Origin of the sequence: Bacteroides sp. An51A (assembly GCF_002161565.1) — a bacterium.
In the GTDB taxonomy this organism is placed as follows: domain Bacteria; phylum Bacteroidota; class Bacteroidia; order Bacteroidales; family Bacteroidaceae; genus Phocaeicola; species Phocaeicola intestinalis.
In genome coordinates this window covers 39,507-52,088 of sequence record NZ_NFIC01000014.1, presented here as the reverse complement: position 1 = coordinate 52,088, position 12,582 = coordinate 39,507, and the positions used below count along the sequence as shown (strand labels likewise).

Below are 12,582 nucleotides of genomic sequence, written 5' to 3'. Positions count from 1 at the left end.
AAATATCTCCGAAGCGGTGTAATGAACAAAGGTCTGTTCGAAGCGAGCGAGGAAGGAACTCCCCAAGGAGGACCACTAAGTCCTTTGTTGAGTAATATTATGCTTAATGAGTTGGACAAGGAACTCGAACGCAGAGGGCTTCCTTTTGTTCGCTATGCCGATGACTCGATGATATTCTGCAAGTCCAAGAGGGCGGCAAGAAGAGTCAAAGAGTCCATAACCCGATTTATAGAGGGAACTCTATATCTCAAAGTCAACAAGGAAAAGACTGTAGTGTCGTATGTCCAAGGAGTTAAGTATCTCGGCTACTCCTTTTATGTAATGAAAGGCAAATGCCGCCTCACAGTACATCCGAAGTCCAAATCCAAGATGAAATCAAGACTCAAAGAACTGACGAATCGTAGCAACGGATGGGGATAAGTCAAGAGGAAACAGAAACTGAAGGAGTACATCCGTGGATGGATTGGATACTATCACCTAGCCGATATGAAACGTTTTCTTCTTGATACTGATGAGTGGTTAAGACGGAGAATACGCATGTGTATATGGAAAGCTTGGAAGACCCCCAAGACCAAGGTGGCAAACCTCATTAAATGTGGTATTGGAAAATACAAGGCATGTGAATGGGGTAACACCCGCAAAGGTTATTGGCGTATTGCTGACAGTCCTATATTGAAGGTGGCGATAAATAAGGAGAGCCTACGAAAGGCAGGATATCCTACCTTAATGGGCTCGTATCTCGAATGGTACCCAAAATAGGAACCGCCGTATGCCGAACGGCACGTACGGTGGTGTGAGAGGTCGGTAAACATGAAAATAGGAGATAAACACCTATGATTAATGTTTACCTCCTACTCGATTGGACATAGAGGCACAGAGACGCTGAGAAATAAATAGAGACGAAGTTCTGGATGTATTAATATGTAGTAGAGGCGTCACAATGTGACGTTTTTACTGGAATAGATTAAATCGTACCTCGTAAATCGAATAATAGTAAATAAATAATGGATTTATTTGGCAGACTCAGATAAAAGCATTATATTTGTCATACAAAAATGGAGCCGTACTTGCAGAATCGGGAAACTCATCAAATAATATGAAATACCGAGACTACGCTTCATCCTCCAATGGCGGGCCACGCCTTCGGGTAGCATTTATGCCGGTGGATTACAAAGGAGGTGGGCACTCAAATCCTGTCTATCGGAGTTTCGTCACGCCTCGGGTACGGCTCTTCTTTTTTAGGAAAACGAAGAATCTTGTTAGTCACTGTAAACAAACAGGCAAGGTTCTTCGTTTTTTTGTTTATATCATGCCGCTCGCTGTATGGATTGTGTGGCATTTCGCAAGAAGTATAATTGTCAATTATTAATTGTTATGTTGCTTTATTTTTCAGGAACGGGCAATTCCCGTTGGGTTGCAAACTTATTAGGAAAGTTATTGGATGAACGTGTTTATGCTCTGTTGGATATATGGGGTGACGAACTGTTATTGGATTTAGAGGAAGAGGAGGCATTAGGATTTGTTTTTCCTGTGTATGCATGGGGACCTCCCGCACTGGTAAGTGGTTTCCTTTCGAAGGTGCGCGCCAATAAAATTCCTTCTTATGTGTATTTTGTCTGTACTTGTGGCGATGATACGGGTAAGACTGCCGATATTTTCGCACGTGCCGTGCAGGAGAAAGGTTGGACCAGCCCTGCTGGTTTTTCGGTGATTATGCCTGAAACGTATGTCTGTTTGCCGGGATTTGACGTAGACCCTAAAGATAAAGAACAGAAGAAACTTCGTGAGGCAGTGGGCAGGATAGAAGATATAGCCCGCTATGTTGCCGCGCGTGCGGATAAGGTAGATTGTAAGGAAGGCAGGTTTCCATGGATCAAGTCTTATTTGATTCGTCCTTTGTTCAATCGGTTCATGACTTCTGCCAAAAGTTTTCATGTGACAGATGCTTGCATATCATGTGGAAAATGTGTTACAGCCTGCCCCTTACACAATGTTCGGTTAGAAAAAAAACATCCGGTGTGGGGACAGAATTGTGCGATGTGTCTTTCCTGTTATCACCATTGTCCCAAGCATGCCATCGAGTACGGCCGTATGACAAAACATAAAGGGCAGTTTACATTGGAAAGGTAAGTGTAAATTCACTGCCTTTGTCAGGTTCCGAAGTAACGGCTATCTGGCCCCGATGTAATACGATGATTTGTTTGCACAATGCCAGCCCGATGCCAGAACCTCCCGGTTTGGTGGTAAAGAAAGGGACGAAGATGCGTTCTGTTACTTCGGGAAGCATACCTTCTCCATTGTCGGAAATGATGAACTTCCATTTTTCATCGTCTATGTGTGCATATATGTTGATGTGTGCTGACGGGTTGTCGCAGCAAGCCTCCTGCGCATTTTTGATAAGGTTGATGAATACTTGTTCCATTTGTCCGCGGTCGGCTTTCCAAGGTGTTTCGCAATCAGGGCAATGGAATGTGATGCGCGTGTCGGCAAACAGTTGTTTCAAGTCTTCAAAGAAATCATTTACCCGGATATTGTTTTTTACCGGCGGAGCGATTTTGGTCAGTTTCCGGTAGTTTTCTACAAATTCCAGTAAGCCTTTACTTCTTCGTTGGATAATTTGCAGTCCTTGTTGCATCAGGGTGTCTGTCGAGGTGGGTGAGTATGTCTGGCAGCGTTCGTTCAAGGTGTCAGCCAGTGAGATTATGGGAGTGATGGAGTTCATGATTTCATGGGTCAATACCCGGATAAGTTTTTGCCAGGCTTCCATTTCGGTATGTTCCAGTGCTGTATGTATATTCTTCAGGCTTACCAGCCAGTAGGCTTTTCCTTTCAGTTGGATGTGAGTGGCAGATACCGAAAGCTCTGTCGGTACAACAGAATGGGGCAGTTGGACCACGGCTTGTCTGCTACGGATAGCCGAAAGTATTTCTTGGGGTAGTTTGTTACGGTTGCCCAACAGTTGCTGTGCCGGTTTATTCATCCATTCAATTCTTCCGTCCGAATGGCAGACGATGACCGCTGTATCTACCTGGTTCAACAGATTTTCGTAGTACAGATGTTTGGTCTCTTCTTCGTTCAGGTGTGTGCGGATATTCTTAAGGGCGGTCGACATATCGGTTGCCAGTTGTTGCATCGTAGGATTGTTGAACGGTGCACACATCAGTTGAGACAAGTCATTGTTTTTCATACATTCTACAATCCGTTGCATCATGCGGATTTGTCGGTTTTGTGTTCGGTAGAGACTGATGCATATACCGGTGAGCAGAACTATACAGGCTGTGGCGCAGAACCACAGGTGCTGTGTTACAGCAAATGCGCCAGCTATGGCAAATAGGGTAATGCTGCCTACGTGTACGGCTAAAGAATAAGTATAGTTTTTCATAATCCGAGTTTTTCCAGTTTCCGGTAAAGGGTGAAGCGGGTAATGCCCAACAGTTCTGCCGCACGGCTCATATTTCCGCAGCTGGTTTTCAATGCTTGTTCGATGGCTTTGCGCTCCAGCTTTTCCAGATTCAGTTCCTGTATGTTTTCGTTATCGTTTCCTGCCGTAGTATGTGGAAAGAAGAAGTCATTGGGGCGTAACAGGTTGTTCTCGCTGAGGATGACAGCCCGTTCCAGTGTATGTTGCAGTTCGCGTACATTGCCGGGCCAATTGTATTTCAATAACTTGTTCTTGGCTTCCCGGGTCAGTCCTTTGGCTTCTTTGTGGTACTTCCGGTTGTATTTGGTCAGGAAGTGTTCTGCCAGCAGCAGGATGTCTTCTCCTCTTTCCCGCAGTGGGGGAATGCGCAGCTCGATGGTATTGATGCGATACAACAGGTCTTGGCGGAAACTGCCTTCTGTTACCCTTTTGTGCAGATCGGCATTGGTGGCGCAAATCAACCGTACATCTATCTGAATGGGTTCGATGGCACCCAGCCGTGTGATGCGTTTCTTTTCGATGGCGGTCAACAGCCGTGCCTGCATGGGGAGTGACAGATTACCGATTTCGTCCAAAAAGAGTGTGCCTCCCGAAGCTATCTCCATCCGCCCGGGTTTAGATTTCCGTGCATCGGTAAATGCACCTTTTTCGTAACCGAAGAGTTCGTTTTCGAACAGTTGTTCGGGGATGCTTCCTAAGTCAATAGTGACGAATGCTGCCTCTTGCCGGGGGGAAAAGTGTTTCAGCATTCGTGCTACCAGGTCTTTGCCCGTACCGTTTTCACCCAATATCAGGATGTTGGCATCGGTATCCGAGAGCTTGAAAATGGTTTCTTTTACCTTTTGCATGGCTGGTGAATTTCCGATTAGTTCCGGCAAATCATCATTTCCTTTCAGGGCAAGCACCTGTTCTTGCAACCTGCCTACTTCTTTGCGTGACTGGCTGAGCTTGAGAGCGGAAGAAAGCGTGGCAAGCAGCTTTTCCTTTTCCCATGGCTTTGAAATGAAATCGGTGGCTCCTGCCTTGATGGCTCTTACTGCTTTGTCGGTATCGGCATAGGCTGTCATAAAGACTACCACCGCTTGCGGGTCTATGCGCAAAATCTGTTCCAGGCAGTCGAATCCTTCTTGTCCGCTGATGGCATCGCGGCGGAAGTTCATATCCAGCAAGATAACATCCGGTTGGAAAGTGGTCATGAAATGCCCGATGCGTGCTGGCTGGGTGGTTACCTTTATTTTTTCTGTATAAGGTTCCAGGAGCAGGTTCAGTGCGAACAGCACGTCTTCGTTGTCATCGATAATCAGTATTTTACCTTTGGGTTCCATAGTCTTTAGTTTGCTTCTCTGCAAAGATACGCATTTTCAGCTTGTGCTGTATGTGCGCTTTCGCACAAAATATGTGTGCTTCCGCACAGGGTTTGCCGAGGTGATGATTGGTAAATGTGTTGATAGATAGATGCTTATGTTTGTGGCATGGATTTTGATTGTTATTTTCAGAATCATTTTGTGCAGTAATATGAAACGATTGATAGGAATATTTTGCTTATTGGTTATGGGATGGACAGGAGCAGAAGCCGAGCGTTTAAGTCTGGACGATGCTATCCGGATGGCGCAGGCACATTCGCCGGAAGCGCAGGCGGCACAGCATACTTATCGTGCTGCCTATTGGAGCTACCGTTCTTTCCGTGCCAATTATTTGCCGGAAGTCAGTCTTACTTCTACACCTTACCTCAACCGGCAAATCAACCGTGTGACCCAACCTGATGGTACGGAACAGTTTCTTCGGCAAAATCAGTTGAGCACAGATGTAAGCCTGTCGGTCAGTCAGAATATATGGTTTACGGGAGGTAATTTGTTTTTGCAGACGTCGGCACAGCGTATGGATGAATTCGGTGACCATACCGAAGCATACAATACTCAGCCTGTCACGATTGGTTATCAGCAGTCGCTTTTCGGATACAATTCACTGAAGTGGGACCGTCGTATCGAACCGGTACGTTTCCGTGAAGCCAGAAAGTCGTACGCTGAAACACTGGAGCTGATAGCTTCGAGGGCTTGCGAATTGTTTTTCGACCTTGCCACGGCACAGGCCAATCTGGATATCGCCCGTGCCAATTATGCTTCGGCAGACACACTTTACCGTTATGCACGCGGACGGTATAATATAGGTAATATTACTGAAAATGAGATGTTACAGCTGGAAGTGAACAAGTTGACCGAAGAGACTAATATGATGCAGGCTAGTATTGAAGTGGAAGATGCGATGTTGACTTTTCGCTCTTTTTTAGGTATCCGGGAAGACGAGCCGATAGAAGTATTCCCGGCAGATAGCGTGACGGCTTTCGAAGTACCACTTGACCAAGCCTTGGAAAAAGCTTTTGCCCATAGTCCCGACATCGAAATGTATCAGCGGCTGAAGCTGGAAAGCCGTAGCCGGTTGGCTTCTGCCCGTGCCAACCGCGGATTGAAAGCCGACCTGTATGTGCAATTCGGGCTTTCGCAGACAGCAGATAATTTGCGGGCGTCTTATCGTAATCCACTTGACCAGCAATATGTCAGTCTGTCGGTAGTGATTCCTATTCTTGACTGGGGACGTGGCAAAGGTCAGGTACGGGTAGCGAAATCGAATATCGAGCTGGTTGATACGCAAGTAGAGCAGGGATTGACCGATTTTGAACTGAACGTGAGGAAAATGGTGAGGCAGTTCAACCTGCAGGCGCGGCAGGTACAGGTGGCGGCACGTACCGATGAAACGGCACGCAGGCGTTACGAAGTGGCTCTTCGCTTGTATCTGATGGGAAAGTCTACCATCCTCGACCTGAATGCAGCGACCACCGAAAAAGATACGGCACGCCGCAATCACATTGAGGCATTGAAAACCTATTGGACGCTTTATTATGGTTTGCGCAGCATGACGCAATACGATTTCGAACGCAATTGTCCGCTTGCGGATAATTTGCCTGAAATATAGAAAATCTGTGGTAAGAACCCGACTATCTTAACTGTTATTATTAACTAAAGAAATGGATATAAAACTGGAAAAGAAACCTTGGTACGTGCGCTACCGTTACCGCATAGCGGCTGGTATCGCTTTGATGGCAGGATTGGTTTATGTAGCGGTGCTTGCCTCCGGTCCGCGCAAGTTGCGGATAGATACCGAATCGGTGCAACTGGCGGAAGTGAAAGACGATGAGTTCTTGGAGTACGTCGATGTGGAAGGCGTGGTGCATCCCATCCTTACCCTGATGGTCAATACCCGCGAGACGGGTAATGTAGACCGTATCGTAGCGGAAGAAGGAAGTCTGCTGAGGCGCGGCGATACCATCCTGACACTGGTCAACCCCGACTTGATACGCGATATCGAAGACCAACGGGATGAATGGGAAAAGCAACGCATCTCTTACGAAGAGAAGGCGTTGGAGATGGAGCAGAAGACCTTGATACTGAAGCAACAGGCACTGGAGGCAAGTTATGAGTTGAACAAAATCAGTAAAAGCTATGCCTTGGAAGAAGAAGAGTACAAGATGGGTATCCGCAGCAAGGCGCAACTGGAGGTGTCGGCAGATGAATACCGGTATAAGACCGAGTCGACCCGCTTGAAGCTGCAAAGCCTGCAAAGCGATTCGGCGATGACGGTTATCCGCAAGGAACTGCTCCGCAACGACCGTGAGCGGGAGCGGAAGAAATGGGAGCGTTCGTTACAGCGGAGGGATAACCTTGTAGTATGTGCGCCTGCCGATGGGCAGTTGAGTTTTGTGAAGGTCACGCCCGGACAGCAGGTGAGTTCGGGTGAGAATATCGCCGAAATGAAGGTAATGGACCAGTTCAAGATACGCACGGCATTAAGCGAGTATTACATCGACCGTGTCACCACCGGTCTGCCCGCTTCGGTCACTTATCAAGGTAAACGTTATCCGCTTCGGGTAACCAAGGTGGTGCCCGAGGTGAAAGAGCGTACCTTCGATGTGGATTTGGTATTTACCGGGGAGATGCCCGACAATGTGCGCCTTGGGAAGAGCTACCGGGTGCAAATCGAGCTGGGGCAACCCGAAAAGGCAATCGTGATTCCGCGTGGCAATTTCTACCAGCAGACGGGAGGCAACTGGATATTCAAGCTGAACGCCGACCGCACCAAGGCGGTGAAGGTGCCCATCACCATCAGTAGGCAGAATCCTCGCCAATATGAAATAACTGAAGGTTTGCAGCCCGGAGATTGGGTTATTACCACAGGATATGATAACTTTGGCGATGCGGAAGAATTAATACTGAGATGATGGTTTCACCACAGATAACACAGATTAAAAAATTAATTATTCATCATGAACTATACAGATAATAATTTATCTAATCTGTGTAATCTGTGGTGAAAAAAACAAACGAAATAGCTTATGATAACACTTTATTATTTGAAAATGTCGGTACGCTTTTTGACGCGTGCCCGTTCGTACACGATAATTAATTTGCTGGGGCTGGCGTTCAGCCTGGCTTGCAGCATTATTTTGATTCGTTACATCCACCGCGAACTGACGGTGGACGCTAATTGTATTCATCCCGAGACGGTGGTGCTGCCGATGGCAGACGTTTATAGCAATTGGTGTCCCAGTGCCAGAATGTATATGGACTCGGTTTATCTTGCCGACGAACAGGTGATAGAGCGTTGTCTGGTTGTTCCCAATGAGCGTACACATATTGTATATGAGAACCGCACTTACAATGCCGATATATTGGCAGTAGATTCTATTTTTTTCCGTTTCTTCACTTATCCGGTAGTGGTGGGAACTACTACGATGCAAGGCAATCAGGGGGCTGTCCTTACCCGCAAGTTTGCAGAACAACTGTTCGGACGGGAGAATCCTCTTGGGAAAGTGCTGGTTTATGATGGCATATCTGTAGTTGTGCAAGGAGTGGTGGACAGCCCTTCCAATAAAACTGTTTGGCGATTCGATGTGTTGGTTTCCCGTGGTTTGCAGGATTGGAACCGGATGAATATCGAAATGGTCCGTGTATTGCCGGGCATTGATTTGGATGCAATAAACAAAGTGAGTGGTGTTTATCGCGATACGAAATATTCCGGTCCTATGCGTTACCGGTTTATTCCTTGGAAACAGTTTTATTTCGACCCTTCCATTATTGCGGAAAAATCATTGATGAACCACGGCGACAAGTCTTACTTGCTGATTTTATCAGGAGTGATAGTCTTGTTGTTGGCGGTAGGCATCCTGAATTTTATCAACCTCTATATGGTGATGCTGATGAAGCGTTCACGCGAATATGGCATCAAGAAGGTGTTGGGACTGGGGCGTTCTTCACTATTTGTGGAAATCTGGCTGGAAAACTTCGTGCTGGTCTTTGCCTCGCTCTTCGTGGCATGGGTGCTGATAGAGGTTACGGCGGTTCCGGTAGAGCGTTTGTTGGGCGAGCAGATTGGTTATACACCGTTCGACGGCTGGTTGTCGTTAGGCATTCTGATAGTCTTGCCTTTGCTCACTTCGGTTTATCCTTATATCAAGTATGGTTATCGTTCGCCTGTCATTTCCATGCGCAATGTGTCGGTACGTTATTCCGTTGCTTCACGTGCGGTGTTGCTGGGTGTCCAGTATGTCTTTACGGTGGTACTTGTGGTCTTGTCGGTCTATTTCAGCCGTCATTTCGATTTCCTTATCAATACGCCTCCGGGTTTCTGTACGGAAAGGATATTAGAAGCTGATTTGCAGAAAGAAAACTGGAATAATAGATATACGGACGAGCAGAGGAAAACACGTAACGAACGTATCGAAAGGATTCGGAAAGCATTGGACGAATGTCCGTATATTGATTCGTGGATATGCAGTTCGTTCGATGAAATCACTTCCGAAATTCAAGTGAACTTTTTTAACGAAAAGGATAAAAAGGTATCGGTGAAGGCATTGTTTGTTCCTGTCGCCTTTTTTGAATTTTACGGATTGAAGGTACTCGATGGCACTTTGCCGGATGAGATACATGACGTAACCCATAGCGAGATAGCATTGAACGAGGAAGCCATGAAACTATTCGGCTATGCCGATAGGGAAGAAGCGTTTATCAGGGCTGAAGCTCCTATTTGGATGTTTTTTGGAGCTGATGGCAGTGTAAAGAAGGGTGGGTTGGAACTGATGCCCGTCGTTGCGGTAATAGCCGATTGCTATTTCGGTAAGTTGACCGGTGGCGTACAGCCCATTGTTTATGTCATAAGTGGAGGATACGAACGTGGCAAGATTTCTATCGCCGTACACCCGGGCAAGGAAAGAGAGCTGCTTGCCTACCTGCGCCGCACGGTGAAGGAAATTTATGGAACTGAAGAGTTCGACCATGCCTGGCTGGCGGATGTGGTGGAAGAGCAGTATGCCCACGACCGCAAGATAGCTACGGTCTATTCGGTATTCGCCTTTATCGCCATCGTGGTGTCGTGCATGGGGCTGTTCGGTATTTCGCTTTTTGATATCCGCAGGCGATATCGAGAAATTGCCATCCGCAAGGTGAACGGTGCAACTCTGCGCGACCTTTATTGGCTGCTGGGTGGCAGATACTTGAAAGTTTTGCTGGTATCGTTTGTTGTAGCTGTTCCATTAGCTTGGGTGATACTTTACAAATATACCGAAGATTTTGTATTGAAGGCTCCGCTAAGTCCGTGGATATTCATCGTTGCCTTGCTGTTGGTTGCAGTGATTTCTTTGGGCACACTTTGGTGGCAAGTAAACAAGGCAGCCCGTATCAATCCGGCGGATGTGATGAAGGCGGAGTGATTAAATTAAGAATTAAGAATGATGATTATACATTACTTGAAAATTGCTTGGCGTAACCTGTGGAAGTATAAGACGCAGAGCGCGATTTGCATCGTGGGGCTGGCGGTAGGCTTTGTCTGCTTCGCCCTGTCCGCTTTGTGGATACATTACGAAACGACGTATGATTCGTCCTACGAAGGGGCGGACCGGATGTATCTGGTTTATAAGAAAGATATATTGAGTAAATCGGGATATAGCATTGGCCTGCCTTATCCTGTATCAACTTGGCTGAAGCGCGATATGCCGGATGTAGAGGCTACGTGTGCGTTTTCTTGGGGAGCAAAAGGAATATTGGTTGGAGAAAATGGGCGTAAGATAGAAGGAGGCGATTTGCAGGCAGACTCCTGTTTTATGAACCTGTTCGGGCTTTCGGTATTGAAAGGAAATTACGATTTCCTGTCGGTAAAAGACAAGATAGCCTTGACCGAAGAGTGCGCCATGCAATTGTTCGGTTCTACAGATGTACTGGGCAGAAAAGTAAAGCTGAATGAGCGGATGGAGCTTTCGGTATGTGCCGTTGTGGAGGGATCGGGTGAGCATACCAGTTTCCCGTTTTCGTATTGGTACAATCATATAAACCCTGTTTGGCACGACCAGTGTGCATACAACGTTTGTATGGTTGTCATAAAATTGCGTGAGGGGGTAAGTCTGGAAGCATTCCAACAGAAGTTCGACCGTTATGTAGGGCGGCTTACGGAGAAGCAAGGGAAAGCCGTCTTGGAAGGGTGCCGTTTCATCCCTTTGAGTAGGTATCATTATGCTTCGTTCAATGAAGAACGTACTATCCGCTTCAATTATCTGGTGTTGTTTGCCGGGGTAGGGTTGCTGGTCATTCTGAGTTCGTTGTTCAATTACCTGATGTTGTTCGTGAGCCGTATGCGGATGCGTGAGCGTGAAATAGAACTTCGTAAGGCGTGCGGTTCTTCCCGTATGCGATTGTTTCTGTTGTTCATGACCGAATATTTGCTGGTAATCGTATTTGCCGGATTGGTCGGAATGGTGTTAATCGAACTTCTTCTTCCTCTTTTTCGGAATGTATCGGGAGTGACTGGAGGCGTTTACGCTTCTTCGTTGGCTTATTTTATGGGGATATTGTTGGTTTCGGCTTTATGTTTGTTCCCGTTTATCCGTTACAGGGAACGGGGATATATCCGCAGGTTGGACGTATTCCGCAAGGCAAGTGTCTTTTTCCAATTGCTGGTCAGCATGCTGTTTATATGTTGTGTAAGCGTGTTGCTCAAGCAAGTCATTCATTTGCGTCATGCCGATATAGGTTGGGAACGGAAAAATCTGGCTGTGTTCGATTATATGTATCCGCAAGATGATTTTGAGCAAATAGCCAAGCGTGTAGGGCAGTTGTCATATACGCAAGTTTTATTGAAGGGTCATTTGGGATTGTTTCATGCCCAGATGCGTATGGCTTCTTCAATAGATGATTGGGAAGGGAAACAGGATTCGGATGCTTCGGTAAATATAGAATTTATCCCCGAAGGCGAAACTTTCATGCGTTTTTATGGCTTGAAATTGCAGGAAGGTGATTATCCGAAAGCGGGTGCTAATGAAATAGTACTCAATGAAAGTGCAGTGAGAGCATTGGGCATACACAAGATAGTGGGAAAGTCTGTACATATGACAAATAAATGGTGTACGGTAACAGGAATTGTGAAAGATTTTCATACAACGGCTCCTACCGTTCCGGTCAATCCGATAGCTCTTACGGGAGAAGCCCATGAAGCGGAAATCGATGGGATCCGAGTGGTTTATAGTGGAGATTGTCTGGCGGTAAGATATCACGAAGGAAAGGGAGAGGAATTGCAAGCGTATGTTGACCGGATGATGGCAGAAGACTATCCCGATGTAAGGTATCGTTTAACCGATATTGAAGAAGCATACGACCGGTATCTTCAATCGGAATATTTGTTGCTGAAATTGCTGGTCTTCGTATCTGTGGTGTGCATGGTAGTTTCCTTGTTTGGCATTTACTCGTTGGTGACACTTGCTTGCCGGCAGCGGCGGAAAGAAATAGCCGTCCGCAAGATAAACGGAGCTACGGTAAGCGATATATTGCTTATTTTTGTGAAGGAATACTTTCTGTTGTTGACATCGGCGGCTCTTGTGGCTTTCCTCATCGGCTACATACTGATGAAGCATTGGCTGGAGCAGTATGTCGAGCAGACCGAAATCAGCGTATGGCTTTTCTTCCTTATTTATATAGGTATGGCGTTGGTGGTTTGCCTGAGCATCGGCTCGCGCGTATGGGAAGCCGTGCGGCAGAATCCGGCGGAAGTAATAAAGGAAATGAATTGATTTTTAAGGTAACGAGGAAACGAGTTGACAAGATAACGAGGTTTAGAATACCAAA

At 46.5% G+C, this 12,582-nt stretch carries 7 protein-coding genes and 1 pseudogene; 6 read left to right on the top strand and 2 right to left on the bottom strand.

Annotation, left to right across the window (positions count from 1 at the left end):
* Nucleotides 1-759 (top strand): annotated as a pseudogene (locus B5G04_RS18235) (reverse transcriptase domain-containing protein); the annotation flags it as partial.
* A 615-nt stretch (nucleotides 760-1,374) separates the two neighbouring features.
* Nucleotides 1,375-2,130: an EFR1 family ferrodoxin gene (locus B5G04_RS18230; protein WP_022038743.1), complete on the top strand. Its 756-nt coding sequence runs from the start codon at nucleotides 1,375-1,377 to the stop codon at nucleotides 2,128-2,130.
* Here B5G04_RS18230 and B5G04_RS18225 read toward each other — a convergent pair.
* Both B5G04_RS18225 and B5G04_RS18220 read right to left on the bottom strand, forming a co-directional pair.
* Nucleotides 2,114-3,382 carry a PAS domain-containing sensor histidine kinase gene (locus tag B5G04_RS18225; RefSeq protein WP_087251605.1) on the bottom strand — a complete coding sequence of 423 codons (1,269 nt, stop codon included), beginning with the start codon at nucleotides 3,380-3,382 and terminating at the stop codon, nucleotides 2,114-2,116. The two genes, B5G04_RS18230 and B5G04_RS18225, sit on opposite strands and share 17 nt — an antisense overlap.
* Nucleotides 3,379-4,746 carry a sigma-54 dependent transcriptional regulator gene (locus tag B5G04_RS18220; protein WP_087398270.1) on the bottom strand — a complete coding sequence of 456 codons (1,368 nt, stop codon included), beginning with the start codon at nucleotides 4,744-4,746 and terminating at the stop codon, nucleotides 3,379-3,381. The genes B5G04_RS18225 and B5G04_RS18220 overlap by 4 nt, the downstream gene beginning before the upstream one ends.
* A 226-nt stretch (nucleotides 4,747-4,972) precedes the next feature.
* Here B5G04_RS18220 and B5G04_RS18215 point away from each other — a divergent pair, with 226 nt between their 5' ends.
* The 4 genes from B5G04_RS18215 (at nucleotide 4,973) to B5G04_RS18200 (ending at nucleotide 12,527) form a co-directional block, all read left to right on the top strand.
* Nucleotides 4,973-6,391 carry a TolC family protein gene (locus B5G04_RS18215; RefSeq protein WP_239414152.1) on the top strand — a complete coding sequence of 473 codons (1,419 nt, stop codon included), beginning with the start codon at nucleotides 4,973-4,975 and terminating at the stop codon, nucleotides 6,389-6,391.
* 52 nt (nucleotides 6,392-6,443) lie between these two features.
* A complete protein-coding gene (locus B5G04_RS18210) occupies nucleotides 6,444-7,694 on the top strand; it encodes an HlyD family efflux transporter periplasmic adaptor subunit (protein ID WP_087398269.1) in 1,251 nt (416 codons plus the stop codon).
* 114 nt (nucleotides 7,695-7,808) lie between these two features.
* Nucleotides 7,809-10,181, top strand: coding sequence for an ABC transporter permease (locus B5G04_RS18205; RefSeq protein ID WP_087398268.1), 2,373 nt, complete (start codon nucleotides 7,809-7,811; stop codon nucleotides 10,179-10,181).
* Nucleotides 10,182-10,199: 18 nt separating this feature from the next.
* On the top strand, nucleotides 10,200-12,527 hold the full coding sequence (locus B5G04_RS18200; protein WP_087398267.1) for an ABC transporter permease: 2,328 nt from the start codon (nucleotides 10,200-10,202) through the stop codon (nucleotides 12,525-12,527).
* Nucleotides 12,528-12,582: the final 55 nt, after the last annotated feature.

Bases quoted from the DNA above. Each gene is read 5' to 3' on its own strand.
- B5G04_RS18210 (WP_087398269.1), top strand. From the start codon at position 6,444: ATGGATATAAAACTGGAAAAGAAACCTTGGTACGTGCGCTACCGTTAC.
- B5G04_RS18220 (WP_087398270.1), bottom strand. From the start codon at position 4,746: ATGGAACCCAAAGGTAAAATACTGATTATCGATGACAACGAAGACGTG.
- B5G04_RS18205 (WP_087398268.1), top strand. From the start codon at position 7,809: ATGATAACACTTTATTATTTGAAAATGTCGGTACGCTTTTTGACGCGT.
- B5G04_RS18200 (WP_087398267.1), top strand. From the start codon at position 10,200: ATGATGATTATACATTACTTGAAAATTGCTTGGCGTAACCTGTGGAAG.
- B5G04_RS18225 (WP_087251605.1), bottom strand. From the start codon at position 3,382: ATGAAAAACTATACTTATTCTTTAGCCGTACACGTAGGCAGCATTACC.
- B5G04_RS18215 (WP_239414152.1), top strand. From the start codon at position 4,973: ATGGGATGGACAGGAGCAGAAGCCGAGCGTTTAAGTCTGGACGATGCT.
- B5G04_RS18230 (WP_022038743.1), top strand. From the start codon at position 1,375: ATGTTGCTTTATTTTTCAGGAACGGGCAATTCCCGTTGGGTTGCAAAC.